Annotated in this window: 17 protein-coding genes and 1 other RNA gene; 11 read left to right on the top strand and 7 right to left on the bottom strand. The window is 51.8% G+C overall.

Going from position 1 to position 22,506, the window contains the following annotated elements:
• Nucleotides 1–37 precede the first annotated feature (37 nt).
• The 5 genes from Q9L42_RS12145 to Q9L42_RS12165 all read right to left on the bottom strand — a co-directional run bounded on the left by Q9L42_RS12145 (nucleotide 38) and on the right by Q9L42_RS12165 (nucleotide 5,703).
• Nucleotides 38–481, bottom strand: a complete 444-nt coding sequence (locus Q9L42_RS12145) for a YcgN family cysteine cluster protein (RefSeq protein WP_305908136.1) — start codon at nucleotides 479–481, stop codon at nucleotides 38–40.
• Entirely contained in the window at nucleotides 478–1,488 is a 1,011-nt protein-coding gene (locus tag Q9L42_RS12150) for a M14 family metallopeptidase (RefSeq protein ID WP_349431134.1), read from the bottom strand. Before Q9L42_RS12150 ends, Q9L42_RS12145 begins: the two co-directional genes overlap by 4 nt.
• 1 nt (nucleotide 1,489) lies before the next feature.
• The gene (locus tag Q9L42_RS12155) at nucleotides 1,490–2,923 is read right to left on the bottom strand and encodes a glutamate--cysteine ligase (protein ID WP_305910212.1); all 1,434 of its coding nucleotides are present in this window, start codon (nucleotides 2,921–2,923) and stop codon (nucleotides 1,490–1,492) included.
• Between the two features lie 153 nt (nucleotides 2,924–3,076).
• The gene (locus tag Q9L42_RS12160) at nucleotides 3,077–3,910 is read right to left on the bottom strand and encodes a PHP domain-containing protein (RefSeq protein WP_305910211.1); all 834 of its coding nucleotides are present in this window, start codon (nucleotides 3,908–3,910) and stop codon (nucleotides 3,077–3,079) included.
• Nucleotides 3,910–5,703, bottom strand: a complete 1,794-nt coding sequence (locus tag Q9L42_RS12165) for an ABC transporter ATP-binding protein (RefSeq protein ID WP_432648840.1) — start codon at nucleotides 5,701–5,703, stop codon at nucleotides 3,910–3,912. Before Q9L42_RS12165 ends, Q9L42_RS12160 begins: the two co-directional genes overlap by 1 nt.
• A gap of 314 nt (nucleotides 5,704–6,017) precedes the next feature.
• Here Q9L42_RS12165 and Q9L42_RS12170 point away from each other — a divergent pair, with 314 nt between their 5' ends.
• The 3 genes from Q9L42_RS12170 (at nucleotide 6,018) to fabB (ending at nucleotide 9,748) form a co-directional block, all read left to right on the top strand.
• Nucleotides 6,018–7,925, top strand: a complete 1,908-nt coding sequence (locus Q9L42_RS12170) for a transglycosylase SLT domain-containing protein (protein ID WP_349431135.1) — start codon at nucleotides 6,018–6,020, stop codon at nucleotides 7,923–7,925.
• Between the two features lie 74 nt (nucleotides 7,926–7,999).
• Nucleotides 8,000–8,515, top strand: a complete 516-nt coding sequence (gene fabA, locus Q9L42_RS12175) for a 3-hydroxyacyl-[acyl-carrier-protein] dehydratase FabA (protein WP_305908130.1) — start codon at nucleotides 8,000–8,002, stop codon at nucleotides 8,513–8,515.
• 12 nt (nucleotides 8,516–8,527) lie between these two features.
• Nucleotides 8,528–9,748, top strand: coding sequence for a beta-ketoacyl-ACP synthase I (fabB, locus tag Q9L42_RS12180; protein WP_305908129.1), 1,221 nt, complete (start codon nucleotides 8,528–8,530; stop codon nucleotides 9,746–9,748).
• A gap of 212 nt (nucleotides 9,749–9,960) precedes the next feature.
• Here the strand turns inward: fabB and Q9L42_RS12185 are convergent, their stop codons facing one another.
• Nucleotides 9,961–10,110, bottom strand: coding sequence for a hypothetical protein (locus tag Q9L42_RS12185; RefSeq protein WP_305908128.1), 150 nt, complete (start codon nucleotides 10,108–10,110; stop codon nucleotides 9,961–9,963).
• Nucleotides 10,111–10,577: 467 nt separating this feature from the next.
• On the opposite strand from Q9L42_RS12185, the gene Q9L42_RS12190 reads away from it, so the two are divergent.
• Both Q9L42_RS12190 and Q9L42_RS12195 read left to right on the top strand, forming a co-directional pair.
• On the top strand, nucleotides 10,578–10,853 hold the full coding sequence (locus Q9L42_RS12190; RefSeq protein WP_305908127.1) for a type II toxin-antitoxin system Phd/YefM family antitoxin: 276 nt from the start codon (nucleotides 10,578–10,580) through the stop codon (nucleotides 10,851–10,853).
• Nucleotides 10,853–11,179, top strand: coding sequence for a type II toxin-antitoxin system RelE/ParE family toxin (locus tag Q9L42_RS12195; RefSeq protein WP_305908126.1), 327 nt, complete (start codon nucleotides 10,853–10,855; stop codon nucleotides 11,177–11,179). Before Q9L42_RS12190 ends, Q9L42_RS12195 begins: the two co-directional genes overlap by 1 nt.
• A 1,127-nt stretch (nucleotides 11,180–12,306) precedes the next feature.
• On the opposite strand, the gene ssrA is transcribed toward Q9L42_RS12195, so the two are convergent.
• Nucleotides 12,307–12,684, bottom strand: a transfer-messenger RNA (tmRNA) gene (gene ssrA / locus Q9L42_RS12200).
• 345 nt (nucleotides 12,685–13,029) lie between these two features.
• Here ssrA and Q9L42_RS12205 point away from each other — a divergent pair.
• The 6 genes from Q9L42_RS12205 (at nucleotide 13,030) to gltA (ending at nucleotide 22,502) form a co-directional block, all read left to right on the top strand.
• Nucleotides 13,030–13,596, top strand: a complete 567-nt coding sequence (locus Q9L42_RS12205; RefSeq protein WP_305908125.1) for a hypothetical protein — start codon at nucleotides 13,030–13,032, stop codon at nucleotides 13,594–13,596.
• A 205-nt stretch (nucleotides 13,597–13,801) separates the two neighbouring features.
• Nucleotides 13,802–15,811, top strand: coding sequence for a B12-binding domain-containing radical SAM protein (locus Q9L42_RS12210; RefSeq protein ID WP_349431136.1), 2,010 nt, complete (start codon nucleotides 13,802–13,804; stop codon nucleotides 15,809–15,811).
• A gap of 36 nt (nucleotides 15,812–15,847) precedes the next feature.
• Nucleotides 15,848–17,605 (top strand): carbamoyltransferase family protein, encoded by a 1,758-nt coding sequence (locus Q9L42_RS12215; protein WP_349431137.1) that lies wholly within the window; start codon nucleotides 15,848–15,850, stop codon nucleotides 17,603–17,605.
• Entirely contained in the window at nucleotides 17,589–19,733 is a 2,145-nt protein-coding gene (locus Q9L42_RS12220) for an iron-containing redox enzyme family protein (protein WP_349431138.1), read from the top strand. Before Q9L42_RS12215 ends, Q9L42_RS12220 begins: the two co-directional genes overlap by 17 nt.
• On the top strand, nucleotides 19,730–20,770 hold the full coding sequence (locus Q9L42_RS12225) for a fatty acid desaturase (protein ID WP_349431139.1): 1,041 nt from the start codon (nucleotides 19,730–19,732) through the stop codon (nucleotides 20,768–20,770). The genes Q9L42_RS12220 and Q9L42_RS12225 overlap by 4 nt, the downstream gene beginning before the upstream one ends.
• A 433-nt stretch (nucleotides 20,771–21,203) precedes the next feature.
• The gene (gene gltA, locus Q9L42_RS12230) at nucleotides 21,204–22,502 is read left to right on the top strand and encodes a citrate synthase (RefSeq protein ID WP_349431140.1); all 1,299 of its coding nucleotides are present in this window, start codon (nucleotides 21,204–21,206) and stop codon (nucleotides 22,500–22,502) included.
• The last annotated feature ends 4 nt before the right edge of the window (nucleotides 22,503–22,506 follow it).

The following is a 22,506-nucleotide window of genomic DNA, read 5'->3' on the forward strand; positions in this document are numbered from 1 at the left end:
AGCGCCTAAGCCAAACAAGGACGGTGTTTCAGCGCCTTTATCGCGTGCTTGGTTCATCCAGCCACTCGATAATATGATCTTCCAGGTCCTCAACGTCTGATTCCTTCATGGCATAGCTGCCGATGGCTACGCCGGCTTCTTTGACTGAGTCAGGAGTGCCGCTGACCAACGGGTGCCAGTCGGGCAATGTTTTGCCGTCCGTTAACAGACGGTAGGCGCACGTCGACGGCAGCCAAGTGTATTCGGAAAAATCGTGCTGTTTCAGATCCAGGCATTCCGGCACCAGCGTGCAGCGTTCCGCATAACGAGTGCAACGGCAGGTGTCCAGATCGATCAGGTCGCAGACGACGCTGGTGAAATAAATATCTCCAGTCTCCTCGTCCTCCAATTTGTTCAGGCAGCACTTGCCGCAGTTATCACATAAAGACTCCCACTCCTCGGTCGTCATTTCCGCTAGGGTTTTGCTTTCCCAAAAATTCATAATGTCATTCTTTCCATTAGGTAGCACAGACAATCCTGTTTGATCACTCGCTCATTCAGCGTCAGCATGGAAGGCATTGTGCGTCGCTTTAATTGTAATTCGTTGTGATTGATTTGAAAAAAGTTGTCGGTGACGATGTTGCCGTCTTCATTACGGGCAACGACCGGCATCATATGGTTGTGATTCACTTTGCCAAGCATGGTTCCGGCGGCGATTTCGGTGAAATTCATTTTTTCCAGTTCCTTGTCCAGTAAAAGGTCGCAATCGGGGCGATCGAAGCTGAAGCTGATATCCTCTCGGGTCTTGACCTGGGCGACGGTATGGTAGACATCGATGTTGCGATCGGGAACGGCTAATTCGCTAATTTCCGGTAAATGGATGCAGCTGTTCAGATAATCAAAGGCATGCTCGACGCCATAGTGTTGACCGGGGCGACCGCATTCGAGGGTGACGGCCGGACAAATTTCGGCGAAAGCGCCCGATTGCACGCCCTTAGGGTGAGTGAAATAGACGATCAGGCGTCCAAACAGGGAGGCCAGTTGCAGAAAACGGTTGTTCAGCTTGTTGATGCAGGCGTAATGGGGATTTAAACCGGTGTTGTTGTGTAGATCTATGCTGGCGAAGACGCGCCTTTTTTTCATGACGTCGACGACTTCCTGCATCATCAAAGTTTCTTCGCATTCCGGCAAGTCGGTGCCAGGCCAGACCCGGTTGTAGTCGGGCTGATGTTCCAATCGGCGCAAGCCGTGTCTTGCGGCGCTGATATTGCCGATAAAAATAGACAAGGAGCGAGGCAGCGGTGTGTCGTGAAACTTTTGCAGCAATAATTGCAGGGCGAGAAAACCGGTCGGTTCATTGCCGTGTAATAGCAGCGAGACGAATAAGGGTTCGGCTCTCTGGCCTTGCAGATGGATTAAGCTGGGTTTCGCAAGGATCGTATGGAGAGTCTTCGGCGAGGCCGATAATAGTCCTTCCGGTAGAGAGTCCAATTGCTGCAATCTCGACATTTTAATGAGTACTCCATTCGCCGACTGGTGTGGCTGATTGTTGATTGTTCAGATAGGTTTCGGTCATTAATTTAAAGTTTTTACCTTGTTCCTTGATGAACTGTCGTTGCCATTGGCTGCCGGTTTGTTGATTATTGAGCCGTTGCCGCATTATATCGAGATAATCTTCGCTGTCACAGCGACTGATGCCCAGTGATGCCAGGCCCAATGCCGCACGTTCGATCAGATCTTCACGCAGCAGCGTATGCATGCGTATTTTTTTGCCGTTAAGCCAATGGATCGAAGCATCCAGACCGTAGCGGGCCGCCTGATAAAAATTATCCTTGGCTTGTGAAAAAGGGAAGGGCAGACCCTGGGTGATAATTTCATCGCAGAGATTCTTGCTCAAACCATAAAAAAAGGCCGCATTGGCGATGGAGTCCAGCGGCGTCGGCCCGGCAGCCGGTGTACGGTGTTCGATGCGGATGTGCGGCGTGCCATCGGCGTCGAAACCGAGCAGGGGACGGTTCCAGCGCCAGATCGTGCCGTTATGTAATTTCAAATGGGCAAAGGCTTCCGGTGAGCTATCGATGGCCTCCGGCAACAAGATGGGGAAATGCTGCAGATTTTCTTCAAAACATTCCATAATGGATTTGCGGGCATAATCGGTGCCAAAGCTGACTCTTCTCAATGGGCCTTGGGCGACACCGGCGTAGCCCCCGGTTTCGATGGCTTGCTCGAATAGCGGGATGCGCGTTTCGTTCCACAAGTCCTTGCCGAACAGATAAGGGGCGTTGGCGCAACTGGCGACCATCGCCGCCGACGCGATAATCGAGGCATTGTAAAAATGATGAGCCAAGCCCAGCGGAACCTGTATATGGATCTGAAAAGACGTGGTGGCCGACTCCAGCATCACGTCATGATGATCCAGTTTCAGATGTTCGTGACCGGTGATGTCGAGATGCACCGGCTTGCCGCGCGATTGCAGGATTTGTTGGTTCAAGGCCCGATAACGATTCAGGTTCGACATGTTCGCCAAAGTCAGGTCGTCCTGCACCAGCGTGGGTAAGATGCCTATCATGATTAAGCGACCATTTAATGATTCGGCATGACGGTAGGCCGTGTCCCAAGTTTCCTGTAACTGGCTGTGCATTCGACTGAACACATTGCCGGCCAGGGGCGTCGGGGTGCTGTTCAATTCGATATTGAATTTGGCCAACTCTTCGAAGGCGAGCGGGTGATTAAGAGTCGCTAGGAAGGATTCGTTGATCGGCAACGGCCGACAGTTGTTGTCCAGTATCCAGGCCTCAATCTCGAAACCCGCGACCGGCGTACGCTTGGAGAAGCGCCTATGTTCGATTAGATGTCTGAGTAATGAAGTTTCCTGCCTTAGTTTTTGATAAAAGCGGTCAAAGTCGCCTTGCTCGAACTCCGAAAATGAAATTTCCTGGCCCATGATGCGCCCTGTGGTAAGTGACAAGCTAAGAGGGACGCGCTGATTTAATCAGTGCTGTTCTTAGCTTGTTTTACCGTAATAATCGACCATAGGCAAACCGCTGGCTTAATTCTAGCAATTCCCGATAATGCAGCTAATTCAACCGAACTGAGGTTAATTAAGGAGCTCCCATATCGGCCGGCTGCCGTCAGGCAGGGCGGCCATACGCCCTAACTCGACCCATTCATTGCTTGGGGTATGGAAGTCCGAGCCTTGGGAGGCCCGTAATTGAAATTTTTGCGCAAAAAAATGACTGCGTTGGATATCGTCGACGGAACTGCGCCCGGTGACGACCTCAATGCCTTGTCCGCCGGCTTGTTTAAACGCGGTTAACGCGCGGTTCATCCAATTGCTGGTCAGCTTATAGCGCAACGGATGCGCCAGCACTGCGACACCGCCGCTGGATTTGATCCAGGCGATGGTTTCCTCCAGCCCGGCCCAGACCGTCGATACATAGGCGGGTTTGCCGCGGCCTAGGTATTTATCAAAGGCCTCCTGCTGGCTGCGGACATGATGTTGTTCGAGCAGATAACTGGCGAAATGGGAGCGGGTGATCATGCCGTCGCCGGCGGCCTCTCTGACTGCGTCATAGGCGCCTGGAATGCGTTTCTTTTCCAGCTTGAGAGCAATTTTCTTGGCGCGTTCGGCGCGAATAATCTGTTGTTGCTCGATGCCCTCGAGCAGGCTGGGCTCGTCCGGGTCTATGCCCAGTCCGACGATATGAAAACATTTATGTTCCCACGTCGATGATAATTCGATGCCGGGGATCAATCGTATGCCGATATCGTCGGCGGTCTGTTGCGCCTCGGCCAATCCGTTCGTCGTATCGTGATCGGTCAATGACAGCGCCGTGACGCCTTGCTGATGAGCCCGTTTAACCAATTCCGTAGGCGTCAGTGCGCCGTCGGATGCGGTGGAGTGGCAATGTAGGTCGTATTTATCCATGATTATTGATATTCGCCATATAGTTTTGCGTAAAGACCTTTTTGCCGGATTAAAGTTGCATGTTTGCCTTGTTCGCAGATGCGTCCCTCTTCGAACACATAGACATGGTCGGCCTGTTTGACCGCGCTTAAACGGTGGGCAATGATGATGGTGGTCTTGTCTTTTAGAAAATCCGCTAACGCCGCGTGTACTTGATGCTCTGTTTCGGTATCCAGCGCCGATGTCGCCTCATCCAGGATAACGACCTTCGGTTTGCTGACGATCATACGGGCGATCGCCAGACGCTGGCGCTGGCCGCCCGACAGGCGCATGCCATGCAGGCCGACCATGGTGTCCAGGCCGTTCTCGAGCCCGGCGACGGATGCTTCCAATTGTGCGATCTGCAAGGCTCGCCATAATTCCCGATCTGGGATATCGCGGCCTAGCGTGAGGTTGGCTCTAATCGTGTCATTGAACAGCGCGGGGTGCTGCAACACCGTGGCGACATGCTCGCGGACGATTTCCATACCGATCCGCTCAACCGGTATGTTAGCAAAGTAGATTTTCCCTTGCCGGGGTGGGTAAAGCCCGATCAAGGTCTGCGCCAGCGTCGATTTGCCGCCGCCACTGGCGCCGACCAGCGCGACTTTCTCGCCTTTTTTGATATTCAGATTGATGCCGTTGAGCACCGGTTCCTCGTTGTAACTAAAATGCAAGTTTTCGATGCGAACGTCTACCGTGTTGTGATGCTTGAAGGGGTTTTCCAGGTGGGGAAAGTGCGGCTCCTGGCGTAGCTGGTTTAATCTGTTGACTCTGTGCAAGGCGGCTTTGGCGGCGTAAAAGGCATGCTGAATGCCGAGAATTTCCTGCACCGGGGCCATCATGAACCACAGGTAACCGAATACGGCTAGCATCTGGCCGATGCTTAAACCCGAATATAACACCATGAACATCGCGATGGCCCTGAAAATATCGAAGCCGAAGAGGAAAACCAGGAAGCTCAGGCGGCCGGCGGCATCGCTTTTCCAGGCGAAGGCGGTCGAATGGTTCTTCACGGTCAACGCCGAATCGATTAAGCGTTGGCAATAATGTTGTTCACGATTGCTGGCGCGAATCTGGTGTATCGCTTCCAAGGTTTCGGTCAAAGACTGTTGGAAAATGGCGTAAGCCTGATTTTCCTTGGCCTTCAGGTCTTTGATTCGGGAGCCGATAACTTTGGCGAAATAAATCACGACCGGGTTCAGAAACAAGATGAACAAGCCCAGTTGCCAGTGCATCCATAACAGAATCACCGCCGTGCCGAGCACGGTCAGGCAGGCGACCAGCATTTTGCTGATCGTCGTGCCCATGAAGTTGTCTATTGTATCCAGATCGGTGACCATGTGGCTGACCACGGTGCCGCTGCCGAGACTTTCATACTCCGACATCGAAATGCTTTGCAAACGATTGATTAAATTGCGCCGAATCCGGAAAATGACGTCCTTGGCGATTAACGAAAATTGCCGGGTCTGAATGATGTTGAGCGTTAGCGCGAACAATCTCAGCAGCAGACTGACGATCAGGATAACGCCGATATAGGTTAAAGGGTGGCGCCAGTCGCTGGCGATGAAACGATTAATGAATTCGACGGTGACGCCGGGTTGATCGAGCAGAACCTCGTCAACCAGCAGCGGCATCAGCAAAGGGACGGGGACGCTGGCGATAGTCGCCAGCAAGGCGACGATATGCGCCGAAAAAAGTTCTTTTTTATGTTCTAATGCAATTTTATATATGTAGTTCCAGGAATATTGCGCTTGGGGAGAGCGAGAACGTGTCACGTTGAGAGTAGTGGCGTTGGTTAAATAACGTAAATTATAACGGTCGGAGCCCTGTTTTGGGAAATATAGTTATATGGCTATCAACCTGCTGCAGCTAAGTTAAATCCTCCGGTGGTTTGTTCATAGACATGCATCGTTAATCGCGCAAAAGTCTATAATCGCTCTTCTCTTTGCCCCCTTGGAAGAGTTAACATAGCGCTGTGATGCTTTTCACGTCACTGTATTCAATTGTGAGGCATTGTAGGATGCGCTGACGACAGGAAGCGCATCAATAACCCATTCAGTATTGTCACCATCAACCTAACAAACTATCCATGCTCGCCAAATTTCAAATATTGATACTCTGCTGTTTGTTGCTGACGGAAACTGAGGCTATGGCGGTGAAATCGCTGCCGGAAATGAGAGCGGATTTTTTACGGGCGGAAAAGTTGATCCGCACCGATCAGGATGCTGAATATTTTAAGCTGGCCGATTCATTAACAGACTATGCCTTATATCCTTATTTGCATTACCAATGGTTGAAAAAAAATCTCGATCAAAATAAGGCGATAGAGGATTTTTTATTGGCTCATCACGAGACGCGTTACGCGGGGCTGTTAAAAAATTTATGGTTGCGCCAGCTGGCCAAACACAAAAACTGGACGGAATTGATCAAGCATTATCGCAGCAGCAGTAGCGCCGAGCTGCAATGCAATTATTACCGCGCCAAATATAACACCGGTCAGAAGAAAACCGCCTTGGTCGCAGCGAAAAAATTATGGGTTGTCGGCCATTCGCAGCCGGCAAACTGTGACCCGTTATTCGATGTCTTGATGAAATCTAAATATTTTACCCGAGACATGGTCTGGCGACGTTTTCAAGCTGCGCTCGGCAAGGGCAGGGTGCAATTGGCGAACTATGTCAAAGGCTTGATGGGAAAAAAAGACCGCGCCGCCGCCGAACTGTGGTTAAAAGTGCATCGGGAACCGCAGTTGGTTAAGAAACCTGACTGGCATCAAGGCTATCGTCAAGCCGGTTTGATTTTTGCCCATGCCGTCGAGCGTATCGATAGGAAAAATTCGATCAAGGCGGCCGAGGTTTGGGATCAGCACAAGGATAAATATACCATTCCGCAATATCGGGTCGATCAAATTGAAAGACGCTTGGCGCTAGGTCTGGCTTTCAGGCGAGACGCTCGCGCCTATAGCCGGCTGGAAAAACTGAATAAGTCCGACCAGGCGGTCAGGGAATGGCGGGTCAGGGCGGCGTTGACCGAGCAGCATTGGCCGCATGTGGCTGCGGCGCTGGATAAGCTCGATGTCAAGGAAAAACAGCAAGCTAATTGGCAATACTGGCGGGCCAGAAGTTATGATCAAGACGGTAAGCATCAGCAGGCCCTGCAGCTGTTCAATCAGTTAGCCGGCGATCGCAGCTTTTATGGTTTTTTATCGGCCTATAAACTGAATCAAGAAATCCGTATCGGTGATCGGCCGATCAGCGTTTCAGCAACCGAAATTGCCGAGCTGGCGTCTCACAAGGATTTTCAGATGATCGAAGAATTGCGCGCAATTGACCGCAATCAAGAGGCTAAGAGGCAGTGGTGGTATGCGGTGTCGCGGCTGAAAAAAAATGACATCCTGGTTGCGGCAAAGCTGGCTCAGCATTGGCAATGGGATCAGGTGGCTATCTTTACCATCGCCAAGGCTAAATATTGGGATGATGTAGACTTGAGGTTTCCGGTTAAATATTTGGACCAAGTTAAAGTCAATGCAAGACTGCATGAATTGGATCCGGCCATAGTGTTCGGCTTGATTCGGCGGGAAAGCGCCTTCAACGAAAAAGCACGATCGCCGGTTGGGGCTAGAGGCTTAATGCAGATCATGCCGAGAACCGGCAGGCAGATCGCCCGCGACTTAAAAGAGCAGTGGCGGAGTGCGCAGAGCCTGTTTAATCCGGAAGTGAACGTCAAGTACGGCACTTACTATTACAAAAAACTGTTACAGCAGTTTAATGGACATTACGCTTTGGCTGCGGCGGCCTACAATGCCGGACCGCATCGCGTCGAAGGCTGGTTGCCCGATGAAAATGCGGTTGCGGCCGATATTTGGATCGAAACGATTCCTTTCAAGGAGACGCGCGCCTATGTTTCCGCGGTGTTGACTTATGCGTTGATTTATCAGCAGCGGATGCAGCGAAATATGTTAAAAATTAAAGATTTTATGCGCGATATTTTGCCAAACTGAAAATTGAGCTGATTTTTTTCTACGACTGTAAGATAATATGAGGTTGATTAGAATAATTAGCCAGGTATATTTTAATGGAGAAACAGCATAGTTTTACGCGCGACGAATTATTAATGTCCGGACGGGGCGAGTTGTATGGTCCGGAGAACGCGCAGTTACCTCTTCCCAATATGTTAATGATGGATCGAATAACGCATATTTCGGATGAAGGCGGTAAGTATGGTAAAGGCGAAATCATTGCTGAACTCGATATTACTCCCGACTTGTGGTTTTTCGATTGTCATTTTCAGGGCGACCCGGTCATGCCGGGCTGTCTCGGCCTCGATGCCATGTGGCAGTTAATCGGATTTTATTTGTGTTGGTTGGGAGGTCCGGGCAAAGGGCGCGCCTTGGGATGTGGAGAGGTGAAATTTACCGGACAAGTGCTCCCGACTGCGAAGAAAGTCACCTATAAAATCGATCTGAAACGTGTCATTATGCGCAAATTGGTGATGGGTATTGCTGATGCCACGATGACTGTGGATGGTAAAACCATTTATGAGGCGAATGATCTACGAGTTGGCTTGTTTACTTCAACAAAAGATTTCTAAAGGTTTAACAACATGAGAAGAGTCGTCGTAACAGGTTTGGGCATTGTGTCCAGTATCGGGAATAATCGCGATGAAGTGGTTGATGCTCTAAAACAAGGGCGATCAGGCATCGCATTTGCGGAAGATTACCAAGAACTGGGGTTCCGTAGTCATGTTCGGGGTCCTATTAGCATTGATCTGAATGAATTCATCGATCGTAAGGTCAAACGCTTCATGGGCGATGGCGCCGCATTCAATTATATCGCCATGCAACAGGCGATTGCCGATTCCGGTCTTGCCGATAATGAAGTATCTAACCATCGCACCGGGCTGGTGATGGGGTCGGGCGGACCGTCTACCTCGAATCTGGTTGAGGCGGCCGATATCCTGCGCTCAAAGGGGGTTAAAAAAGTTGGTCCTTACATGGTGCCGAGAACGATGTCCAGCACCAACACCGCTTGTCTGGCCACGCCATTTAAAATCAAAGGCGTCAATTACAGTATCAGTTCCGCCTGCGCGACCAGCGCGCATTGTATTGGCCATGCGATGGAGTTGATTCAGCTAGGCAAGCAGGATGTCGTCTTCGCCGGCGGCGGTGAAGAGGTGCATTGGTCGATGTCGGTCTTGTTCGATGCGATGGGCGCCTTGTCGTCAAAGTATAACGATACGCCGGAAACCGCCTCCAGGCCCTATGATGAAACCCGCGATGGCTTCGTGATTTCCGGTGGCGGCGGCGTGCTGGTCATCGAGGAATTGGAGCACGCCAAAGCCCGCGGAGCGAAAATCTATGCGGAACTGGTCGGTTACGGCGCCACTTCCGATGGTTACGACATGGTGCAGCCGTCCGGGGAAGGCGCGGTACGCTGTATGCAACAGGCAATGGCGACCGTGGATGGCGACATCGATTACATCAATGCCCACGGCACTAGCACACCGGTTGGCGATATGCGGGAGTTGGAGGCTTTGCGCACCGTTTTCGGCGACGATAACGTGCCGGCGGTCAGCTCCACGAAGTCGTTAACCGGTCACGCGCTAGGCGCGGCTGGCGTCAATGAGGCGATTTATTCGCTATTGATGATGGAAGAAAGCTTCCTCAGCGCTTCGGCCAATATCACTCAATTGGACCCTGAGGCGAAGGGCATACCCATCGTTCGCGAACGTCAGGATGGCGTGACGCTGAATACCATTATGTCGAACAGCTTCGGTTTCGGCGGCACCAATGCCACGCTGATTTTACAGCGCTATAACGGCTAGACGATCAAAAGACGGGCGCTGTCAATGCGTCCGTGCCTTGCAGTACTAGCTCATCCTTGTCCTCACGCTAAGGTCGGACAGGCGCCGTTAGATCAAAAGGCCTAGTACAACATAGTCAATATTATTCTGTCGGCCATTGTGAATGTAGGTGCGGATTTAGCCGCGCAATGCGATTAAATTCGCACCTATCGCAGCCGTTTCCAGTTTGGCGTTCAAAAAGGGCATGGGGTGTGTTTGGCGAGGATATCGGCAGCAAGGATGCAGCTTTGGGTGAGTCGGGTGTAGCGGCGGATATTGGTGTGTTTGGCGAGGATATCGGCAGCAAGGATGCAGCCGTCAAGCCCCCAGCGCCTAAATTCCATGGCTTTTGGGCGCTACATTTTACTTTTAGGCGCGGGTGCGCCACTCCTCGGCAGACACGCCCTAAACACAACGTCAGTTCCGGATAATATAATTCTATATTGCCAAGGGTTAAGACGGTATCAGCTCGCTCTGGAAAAAGTGTGCGCGGCATTTCCACTATCCCTGGTGGTCAGATTCCGCGCTCAAGCTCACATGGACGTATTCACCCAGCACCTAAATTCCATAGGCTAATGGCTGCGATAAATCATCTTCGTTTATTTAGGTGCTGGGTGAACGGCGTCTTCTGGAAGCGCTACCTGATACAGTTTTCTTAATCCGAACTCAGATTAGACACAGCAAAAATGCTCAAACTGGGAAACTTCAGTAAAAGTAGCCTGCAGTAAAAGTAGCCTGTCCCCTTTTTCCCTCTTTTTAATTGACCGACGACCTGTTTTTGGACTATATTTGGTCTTAATGAGAGGTGTTTATGAAATTATCAGATCAAATCAAGCCTATTAGCTACTTGAAAGCCCATGCCGCTGAAGTCGTGCGTAATCTGTCGACTCAGATGGAGCCCTTGGTGATTACCCAAAATGGTGAAGCTAAGGCTGTAATGCTGGACATTAAAAGCTACGAGCAAACGCAGGAAACTATGGCGCTTTTGAAGATGCTTGCGCTAGGTCAGCGCCAGATCGACGAAGGGAAAGTTCAGCCAGCCGCTGATGTTGTTGCCAAGCTGCGTAGTCGGAGCAAAAATCGGTAATGAGTTATCAGGTATTTCTTACTGACGACGCGGCTTACGATCTTGAGGATTTGTACGACTATATTGAATCCTATGATTCGCTAGAAAAGGCTGACTACGTTCTCGACAAAATAGAAGAGACATTTTCAAGCCTTGTCGATAATCCAGAGCGCGGTGCTTATCCAAATGAGTTATTAGCTGTTGGCTTGCGCGAATATCGAGAAGTCTATTTCAAGCCCTACCGTATTATTTATCGGGTTATTGCTCAGCATGTCTATGTTATGGTGATTGCTGATGGTCGTCGTGACATGCAAGCTCTTTTGCAGCGTCGCCTGCTTCAAGCCTAAACTATCGCCATGTCTGATCTTAGTGGCGCCGATACTTTGATCAACCCTTGCTTAAGCGCTGTGCTATTTACTCATGCTCCTCTGTAGAAAAAGATAATCGCGATCCGTTCGATTCAGTTAGTGCTCAGTTTATGGCTTGTGCTGAATTTATCGGCTTACAGGTTAGCCAGGGTTGGCGGTTGGTGGATATAATCTAAGAAGATAGAGGCTATTCTGGCAGTCATATGCGCCGAGGGCTCCTGGCGGTGCAAGCAGTGTCATTACGGTTACTAGGCAGCCAAAGCAGCTTTCAAAAGCCACTCGCCAGCTGGTGGATACCTGGGACTCGGAGTGGCAACTCTTACAACTAGCGCGCCACTATTTCTGCGAAAGCTTGTTTTGGGCATCCCAGCCCAAGCAAGCGGCAGAAATTACGTGGCGATTATTGCCTCCGGCGGCCCCGATTCGTCCTGCGTCCGTGCCACTCCGCCATATCATCGTAAACTCGATGCGGGCTCCGTCGCACTCCCACAAATGACTTGACGGCGTTTCGGGAGACCTTTTATTTTGTCTCCACCTTCGCTCTCGCTTCGATTCCGACAAAACAATCGGCCCTACGCCTATCGGGGACTAAAAATCTTCACTTCGCTGCCGCTCCGTTTCCAAGATTTTCAGCGGTCGCGCAGGACAGTTTGGGCTAAATAGACCGGCCTTCCTCATCCCAGGTTGTTTGGAATTGCGTGAAGCTCGCGCCGCTTTGCCACCATGAACCGCTCCAGTTAGAGCCTTTGTCGAGAACTTTCTGCGACTCGCTGGTTCCACATTTCGGGCAAGTGAGCGTGTAGGTCGTTTGATCGATGATTCCCATGAACTCTCTTGATGGATGCAGAAATGCTCATCCTACCAATTCTGGGAAACAACCGCTTGATCGATCAATATGAGGCGTGACGCTTGTGGACTTCGGGCGGTTTTATGGCGGTAAGGAAGGAGAGAGGAATGGCCCCGAGAGAGCGTCATGTGGCCACAGGTAGGCAGCAGGCCAGACTGTCGAAGTCCCCAAACCTATTTAGTGTTCCGCGCGTGTTCGCGGGGTCTGGCGGGAGCACATAATAAAAAACCCCAACCGAGAGTGGTTGGGGTTTGGGTATTGGTGGAGGCGGCGGGAATTGAACCCGCGTCCGCAAGTACTCCGCCACAAGGTCTACATGCTTATCCCGCACTTTTAATTTAACCGTTGACTACCCGACGGGCCAGGAAGATCAGCGGCGATTTCGATTGGTTTTAACGCTGTTGGCTCCGAACAAAGCCTTGGCGCGATCTTATGTCAGATGACCCCTGAATGTTCCGAAGAACCTACACGCATAAGCACATGTAGTCAGAGGAGTGGTGCAGGTTTTAAGCTGCTAAAGCCACTGAGTAGTTTTCGTCGTTTGCGAATACTTTAAATATCAGTATATTTTACGAGATGTACTGTCCTCGGCATGCACTCGAGGTTTTGCTACCCACGTCGAAGCCAGGTCGCCCCCAAGAAACTGTAATTATACTCAAAAGTTATTGTGCTTTTCGACAAGTTTATTTGTAAAAGTTCAATAAATTTCATTTTTCCAGCTTAGCGTCTGTTGTTGGCTAAGCAGCGGAATAGACGAATAATTAGTCGCAATATAGCAAAGAAAGTTCCGGCAAAGGTCTTGCTGAAAGAGCCGAATAAACATTTTGCAGCCCCTCGGAACAGGTGTAAGATGAAAAGGATGACTATGATGGGTCGGAGGTTTTTCGTATTTTTTTCGATGAAAATGATCTCAGTCCTTTACAGAGGTGAGGTTAAATCAATACAATATCGATTCGATACTTAAAAAATCAGGGGAGGTTTTATGAAAATTCAGACTGCATGTATTTCGCTGTTGTTCGGCAGTGTGTTGAACGCGGCGGTTTATGCCGGCGACAAAGCCGATTATCTGCAATTAAAAAGCGTGGAAACGGAAGTTGAAGCGGAAAACGGTAAAAAAACCTTAGAGCTGGAGATCAAGACGCAGGGCAATATCCCGATGGATGGGAAATCCGGCGCCTTTGGTTATGCCGCTCTTAGCGATGGTCCTAACAATCTGTTGGTCGCGGTGACCCATTTGCCGATAGACGACAGTTCTCATGAAAACGCGACGAGTGGCTTTCATACTCATGTATTGGATTTGAAAGAACCGACCCAAGCCTGTGAAGGCGCCAATTTTGAGGTCGATCTGGATAATTCCGGTAAAAACAAGGCCTTTGACGCCGATTACAAGTGGTCGGTGAGAAAAAACAAGATTAAGGTGGAAGATGTCCCGGTAGCCGATTTAGGCGATGCCGGCGTCGAAGCGGTGGTTTCTTTCACGTTGAAGCCGATATTGGATGACAAAGGCAGTCCGACCAATCTTTGCGTCCATGTCGTCGATCAGAAATAAAGACCGTGATCTGTTAATCTCGGTTTGACTCAACAAGTTTTTTAGAATTTGTCAAACCACATCATAGGATGCGCCGACCTCGGGAGGCGCATCTTTTTGCTCCTGCGAACGAGGCTATTGATCGTTCCGCAGAAAATTAATCTTGAAAACCCCGCGTTACGTGGTAAAACTTGTCGTTAAGCCTAATTGACAAGGTCCTTTACCGTTGACCGAACCTATCGCCGTCAAAGCCGTTTTAATTTATCCGCGGTTTGATACCTCGGATACCTTTTGGAGTTACGCCCGAAGTCTGGGTTTATATGCGTCCGGAAATCGCTTCGGTTTGCCGAAAAGACTGTTGCCGCCGCTAGGGCTGTTGGGCCTGTATCGACATCTGAAACCTTATTATCGGGAAATTGAGCTGATCGACCGAAATGTCGATCCCAGACCATTGGCGGAGCAGATCGGCGATGCCGATCATGTCTATATGGGCGGCATGTCTGCGCAGCAACACAGTCTTTATCGCGATGCCGAACAGGTTAGGCAAAGCGGCAAGACCTTGATTGTCGGCGGAACGGCAGTCACCCCGGATTCGCCGCTGCTCGACGTCGCCGATCATCTGATCGAGAATGAAGCGGAAATGGTCATAGACGATTTATTGCAGGGACTAAGCGATGGCAGCGCACGGCATTACTACCGGGGGGCTGTCACGCCGGCCGACCGATTCTTTCAACCGGACTTTTCCGCCATCGATTTGCAAGATTATGCCCACATGGCTTTGCAGATCAGTCGCGGTTGTCCCGAGTCTTGCGAATTCTGCGATATTCCGTCCCGATTCGGGAAAAATTATCGAGTCACGCCATGGCGGCAGACCGCGGCGGCGTTTCGTCAATTGACCGAGCTGGGCTGGTCCGGGCCGGTGTTTATCGTCGACGATAATTTCATCGGCAATCCGCGCAAGGCGCTGGAAGCCCTGCGCCATCTTTATCATATCGGCGAGGATTTGGGCATACATCACCCCAAATATACCGAAATGACGCTGAGATTCGCCGATGATTCGACGGTGATGCAGGAACTGCGGCATTGGTTCAGGCGCTGCAATTTCAGTCAGAGCTTCTACGGTGTGGAAACGCCGAACAAGGCTGCGCTCAGGGAAACGGACAAGCAGCAGAATCTGCGCGGCGACAAGGGCCTGGTGGAAAAACTGGCCTATATCAGCGAACAGACCGGTTCCGGCGTCATGATGGGAATGATCTATGGTTTCGATCATGACAGCGACGATACCGTCGAGCCGTTCATCGATTTTGTCAACGCCACCCATGCGCCGATTGTCATGGCGGGTTTGTTGAATGCGTTGCCGCGCACCGCTCTGATGGAACGCCTGAAAAAAGAAGGGCGTTTCATCCAGCACAGCAGCGGCAACAACTCCGATGGTGTGATCAATTTCATTCCGCTGAATTTCTCCATCGAACAGGCGGAACGCAATTATCTTAAGATCCTGCAAGCCATTTATCACCCGGACGCCTATTTCAAGCGGGTGATGCGGCACTTGCAGCGCGTCGATCCGCTGCTAAAGGGGGACTTTCGCGATCGCCGTGAACAGCTGTCGGCCGTCATCAAGATTCTGAGCCGTCAAAACGCCTTGAATTACTGGCGCTACCTGTTCCAGGCGCTGAAAATCGCCGGCCGCCGGTTTCCGGCGGGCAGTGCGGCCTACACAGCGTTGACGGCCGAATATTTCGCCTTATGCGCGCAATACACTCATTTCATCGGCCAGACCCGGGCCTTGCAGCGGCAAATCGAGCACAGGCGATACCAAGGCTGGCAGCGCTGTTCCTGGCGACAAGTATTGGCGGCCGAGATTGAAGCGGTCGAATTATTACAGGCCCACCCGGATACGCCGCTGCTCGATACGATCCGCCTCGATTTAGCGCTCGATCATTGCTTGACCGGGACGCGGCTCCAGCTGATGGAGTATTACTGCGAGCCGTTGATATGGCAGGCGTTTGCCGATGGCGCCGACGCGATGCCGTCAGACCGGCAGTTTGTGGCGCTGCAAATCGAGGCCTTTGCCGCGGTATACCGGCAAAGAACGGCCATCGCCGGCGGCATCGCTTGGGAAGAGATAGAACGCCATCTTCAGGCCACGCTGGCGCAAAATCACGACTTCGTTCTGCAAATGCGGCGGCGGTTCCGTAAATTCTTGGCGTTGAAGGCGCTTAGCGATGAGTGCTAAAGGTTTAGCTCGAATGTCTGCGAGTAGAGGGCGGTGATGAGACGCTATTACATCGGTTTGTCGGTCACCTATCATGATCCCGCCATGGCCATTGTCGATGAAAAGGGCCGGGTTTTGTTCGCCGAGGCCGGCGAGCGGTATTTGCAGCACAAGCGCGCGTTGAATTGCGAGGCGGATCCGTTGTTGCGCGTGCCGGAGTTATTGGCCGAGCATTGTCGTTTTCCCTGTCAAATCACGATCGCGATCAACTGGCGCAAACGTCGGCCCTGGTATGAAAACGTCGTCGCCGCGCTGGGGTGTCTGGATGCGCCGGGCTTGATGAAGCAGGGCATCAAACGTCTGCGCTCGCCTTTGCCCAATTATCAGCTGCATCACATGATCGCCTGTCAGCGCAGCAAGATTAAGACGGCCGGTTTGAATCTGGTGCGTATTCTTCGGCAATCTTATCCACAGACGCCGCTGCGTTTCGCCGACTTTGCCCATCATCTGACCCATGCGGCCTGCGCCTGTTATAGCAGTCCTTTTAGCGAAGCCGCCTGCGCGGTGGTCGATTCGTTTGGCGAGAACGGATCAATGGCGTTCTATCATTTTCGCAACGGCCGATTGCAACTGATCCATGAAAACCGTGGCGCCGGCAGCATCGGTTTCTATTATATGAAAATCACCGAATTATGCGGTTTCGACTGGCTAAAAGGGGAAGAATGGAAGGTCATGGGCTTGGCGCCTTATGGCAAGTTGAACCCGGAACTCTATGAATTGTTGAAGTCTTTGATCGTGGTCGAGGGACTGAGCTGCAAGCATCCGGGGCGCAGGCTGTTCGAGCGAGTCGACGAGCTGGCGCGTTTCCAGCGGCAAAAAGACCAATCGATCGAACAGGCCGCCGATATCGCCTTTACCGGACAGTTTTTTTTCGCCGAACTGGTCGGCCGTTTGTTGGGCAATCTGCAGGACATGACCGGCTCGAAACAACTGGCGCTGGCCGGCGGCTGCGCGCTGAATTCAGCCTTCAACGGCCAGATCGTCGAGCGCACCGGCTTCGAGCGCGTCCATATTCCATCGGCGCCGGCCGACGACGGCACAGCATTGGGCGCAGCCTGGTTGGCTTTGCGCCAGGATAATCCGTCTGTCGCGTTGGGCGGCGCCGCCTTGACGCCTTATCTAGGCTCGACGATTCCCGATGCGGCGCTGCAGCAGTTTAAAAAATATAACCGCAGCCTGAAGGTTCGGCATTTGCCGGATAGTCTTTGTCACACTGTCGCCCGCTTGCTGACCGATGGCGATTTGATCGCTTGGGTGCAGGGCAGGGCGGAATTCGGGCCGCGCGCCTTGGGCAACCGGTCGATACTGGCCGATCCCAGGCGGGCCTCGACCAAGGATCGGATCAATGCGACGATCAAGTTCCGCGAACAGTTCAGGCCTTTCGCGCCGGCGTTGCTGGCCGAATGCGCCGAGGATTTTTTTGACCATAGTCAGAGTTCGCCTTATATGGACAAGACCCTGAGTATTAGGGCCGATAAACGCGACAGCCTGGCCGCTGTTTGCCATGTCGATGGAACCGGACGTCTGCAAACGGTCACTAAGGAGTTTAATCCGCGTTTTTATCAATTGATCGTGGAATTTCATCGCTTAACGGAGGTGCCGGCCTTGTTGAACACCAGTTTCAATGTCATGGGGAAACCGATGGTGCATAGCCTGGAAGATGCGCTTGCGGTGTTTTTGACCAGCGGGCTCGACCATCTGGTGATTAACGATTATCTGATTAGCAAGCCGAAGGGTCATGAGTCGAGCCGCTGATTTGCCATTTAAACCGTCCTCGGCCACCGGGCAGTCTGTCACGTCTGTGTCGATTGGCGGCAGGGCGTTGTTTTATCGCTTGTTGCATTTCAACGTCTTTCTCGACAATCAGCAGCTTGCTCAGGCTTTTTTGAACCAAAGCTTAGAACGGGCCGGACGGCATTATTACAATCGATACACCGAGCTTGGCGACGACCCCATGGCGTCTTTGACTGTCGAGTCTAATATCGAGCCTATGTCGGTCGGCGAGGCCGGCTTCGTGGAAAGCTTGAGACAGTCGGCGCCGGTGCTACTGACCGAACCCTGCTGGCTGCAGGATGTTTGTCAGGCGACCAGCAATCAGGAAGTCACGGCCGCCGCGTTGATGCGGGTTTATTTGGCCTTGAGCGCGGCCCATTTGGACGATGCTTACCGAGCCTTGCTAGCGCAGTTCGGCCTTGCGTCGCCGCCATTGCATAGCGCCTCTTATAGCCAGCGTAAAGATTTGTTGAGCGGTTTCATCGATTTCGCGGCGGTACAGCTGGCGCTGGCGGACAATCCTCGGCGCTATGAGGCCGAACTCTTGGGTTTTACGCTGGCTTATTGCCGCTCATCGACGCCGGTGGAGCAGTATTTTCCGGATCAAACCGGACAAACTGATTTTTTCCGCAGGCGGCGGGCGCTGCTCGCCTGTCAATCTGAGGGGGTGGCCCGGATGCTCGATGACTGGCTGGCATTGAATGCGGGGCCTAAGGCACAGGCTTGGCAGCGAATCCAGGCCGGTTTCTGGCTGTATAGGGACTTGGTTGAGCGCTGCCGTAGCCAACTGGGAAGGCATCTGCTGCACCATCCTTCCGCCACCGAGGCGATGCTACAACTGCTGCAACGCAAGACGGCCGCCGCCATCGGTCATCACCATCGGGTACAATTACAAGGGCAAAACCTCGATGACTGGTTCAGGGGGCTGCCGGAGACTGGAGGCGAGCTGTTGACGGCGTTGCGCCGCTCTTCCTATGTCGATGCCGCTGAGCCGCAAAACAGCCGCTTGTTAAAGCTGTTCGAATTCAACGGCCCGATGTTCGGAATTCTCGACCAACAGGAATTGGCTGTCGTCAAAAACTGGCTGTCGGATCAATCCACGGCGACAGCCGAACCGTTGAACCCGCGCTCCGATCACGAAGACAGACCAGTCCGCTTCGTTGTCTCTAAATCTGAAGACTTGGGGCGCTTGTCGAATCGTCAGTTATATTATTATCTGCTCAATGCGGAATATTACCCACAGGTTTTGCCGCCAGCGGCCGCTAAGGTCAGCCGGCAACTGGCGATTTTCGGCCGGCTCAGTCGCTTGCCTTTTAAACGCTACAGTCATGCTCGATTCGAACGGTATTTGCACGCGACTTATCAACACGAAATGGCCGCTTATCGGCCCCTGTCCGGCAAGCCGAATATTTCCCGGGCGGCCTATCGCTGGGGGTTGAAGCAGATCGCTCCGACGGTATTAATCGATGGTGTCTGGCTGCAGCATTGCAGCCGGCTGCGTTGCAGCCATCCGGAGATCGCAGCGATTTTAACCGGCATTTATGCCGATGAGCTGGGTCGCGGACGGTTGCAACAGAGTCACCCGGTCGTTTTCAGCAATCTGTTGGAAGCCTTAGGGATCGATCTGCCGCCTATCGCCAGCAAGGCATTTAGTGAACATGAAAATTTCGTCGACAGCGCCTTCGATCTGCCGGTTTTCATGCTGGCGCTGGCCAAGTTTCCGCAGCGTTTTCTGCCCGAGTTGTTGGGCTTGAACATGGCGATAGAATTGAGCGGGCTGGGGCGGGGCTATCTGTCGCTGATCGATGAACTGAATTACTGGGGCATCGATGCCACGATTGCCCGTTTGCATGTCACCATCGATAATTTTGCCGATGGCCATGCCGCCCAAGCTAAAGAGGCGATCAAGCTGTATTTGGACGAGGTTCTGGTCGGCCAGGGCGAGCAGGCCATGCAGCAACACTGGCGTAGAATATTCAGCGGATACGTATCGCTGAATCGAATCTGCTGGCGTTTTAAACTGGCGGTGCCGGCGGTTTATATGTTCAATAAGATGACTCGCCGGTCTCTGATATCAGATAACAATAATAAAAAAAACTCCTCGCTATGAAATATCTGTGCAGTTTTATCTTTCCGCTTTGTGTCTTGTTGTTTCTTTACAGCGGTCCGCATGGTGTTGCCGCGGCGTTATCGTGGACGCTGCCGTTATGGCTGCTGTGTCTCGCCGACCGTTACAGCCCCAAGCTGAATCAGGCCAGCAACCCTCCGCTCAAGCAAACTTTTTGGTTCGATTGGATACTGGTGCTGCTGGCGATGATCCAATTCGTCAATATCTTTTTGTTGTTGCGTTATGCGGCGCAATTACCATGGTCTAGCCTCAGCGAGACGGCCGTTTCCATCGTCAATTTGATCGTATTGAGGATATTGGTCGGCACCAGTTCCGGCAGCTCGGCGATCATCGTCGCGCATGAATTGATTCATCGTCGCCAAAAAATATTGAGAGGGCTGGGGCATGGACTGCTTTATACTGTTTGCTACGATCATTTCGCCATCGCCCATCTGCAAGGTCATCATCAGCAGGTGGCGACGCCCGAGGATATCTCAACGGCTCGTCTCGGCGAAAGTTTCGACAGTTATTGGCAGAGAGTCGTTAAGGGGCAGTTCCGTTATGCCTGGCGGTATGAGATGGCGCGGCTCGGGATCGTCAGTCAGACCCGATCGATGTTCTTATGGGCGAAAAACCGGGTGCTGCAAGGCATCGTGATCGAAGCCTGGCTGGTGGTGATGATTATTGTCCAGTTCGGCTGGGTGGCGGCCTTTATTTTTCTCTACCAGGCCTTGGCGGCGGTGCGTTTGCTGGAAACGATCAATTATTTTCAGCATTGGGGGCTGGCGGACCGGCAAGGCGATGAAGAATTGGCTTGGGTCAACCGCTCGTGGCTGACTCAGTATGCCTTGGTCGGCTTATCGAAACATATCGGCCATCATCGGCATGCGGGCATGGCCTTCCCGGAAACGCCTTATTTGGAGCAAGGGCCGGTTATGCCTTACGGCTATTTCGCCACTAATCTTTGGGTGAAATGGCGCAACCGTTCTTACCAAGAAACCTCGGCACGGGTATTGTCGATATATCATCATTTCTGGTAATTATTCAGCGTAGTTTTACTAAGAGGGAGTAGGTTGTTGATTTATCGGGCTGTCTGCAACAGGACGTTGCAGTCAGAGCTTACGCCGCACAAGGAAGTGCAAGTGCCGCGTGAAGCAGGATGCTGTTAGCTGCCAGGGAAGTATTCACCCAGCACCTAAATACCCTAGGTTATTGGCTATGATTAATAATCTTCGTTAATTTAGGTGCTGGGTGAACGCGTCCCGAGAAATCAATGACCTACTGCCTAAAACCCGAAAGATGCTGAATAGTTACCATTTCTGAACCTTTTTAGTGCTCGATTGCCTTAAGTTGCACTTAATTGGGGCATTAGGAGGCCATTCAAGGGGTAATGGGCGCTATCCGCGTGGCTTAGTATTTGCTTTCACGGCTTGATAAGTCTTTAAAACTATTCGTAAAAAGAAGGAGCGAGGTATGACCGAGCACACTACAGCCACTTTGTCTTTGACCGGTAATGAAATTCCCGCTGAATTGCCGGTATTGTCCGGTACAATGGGCCCCGATGTGATCGACATCAGAGCCTTGCATAAGAAAACCGGAGCGTTCACTTACGACCCTGGGTTCACTTCAACCGCCAGTTGCAGTTCTAAAATCACCTTCATAGACGGCGATAAAGGGATATTATTGTACCGTGGCTACCCGATCGAGCAAGTGGCGGAAAAATGCGACTTTCTCGAAGCCTGTTATTTGTTGTTAAACGGGGAGTTGCCCGATGGCCGGGAGATGAAGGAATTTGTCAATTCGATTACTCAGCATACCTTGGTGCATGAACAATTAACCCATTTTTTTAATGGTTTCCGCCGAGACGCCCATCCGATGGCGATATTAGTCGGTGTGATCGGCGCGATGTCGGCCTTTTATCATGAATCGATGGATGTCAAGGACGAAGAGTTTCGCAAATTGTCGGCGATACGGCTGATTGCGAAAATGCCGACCATCGTTGCGATGTGTCACAAATACAGCACCGGTTTACCGTTCATGTTTCCGAAAAACAGTCTGGGGTATAGCGAAAATTTCATGCGTATGTTGCATGGCACGCCGTGTGACGAATATTTGCCGAATCCGGTTTTGACCCGGGCGTTGGACAGAATTTTGATTTTGCATGCCGATCATGAACAGAATGCTTCGACCTCGACGGTCAGGCTGGCCGGCTCCAGCGGCGCCAACCCCTATGCCTGTGTCGCGGCCGGCATCGCCTGTTTATGGGGGGCGGCGCATGGCGGCGCCAATGAGGCGGTATTGTTGATGTTGGAGGAGATCGGCGATGTTTCGCGCATCGATCAATATATAAAAAGAGCCAAAGACAAGGAAGATTCGTTTAAACTAATGGGGTTCGGGCATCGGGTGTATAAAAATTTCGACCCGAGGGCGATCTTGATGCGGCAAACTTGTCATGAGGTTTTGAATGAGTTGGGGTTGCATGACGACAAGTTATTCAAACTGGCGATGCAATTGGAAAAGATTGCGTTGGAGGATGAATACTTCATTGCCAAGAAGCTTTATCCGAATGTCGATTTTTATTCCGGCATCGTCTTGCGCGCGCTCGGGATTCCTACCGACTTGTTTACCGCGATCTTCGCGATGGCCAGGACCGTCGGCTGGATCGCACAATGGGATGAGATGATCACCGATAGCGAACAAAAAATAGGACGTCCAAGACAACTCTATAAAGGCGCGGCGAAGCGGGATGTCGTGCCGATAGCCAACAGATAAGCAC

Origin of the sequence: Methylomarinum sp. Ch1-1 (genome assembly GCF_030717995.2) — a bacterium.
Lineage (GTDB): Bacteria > Pseudomonadota > Gammaproteobacteria > Methylococcales > Methylomonadaceae > Methylomarinum > Methylomarinum roseum.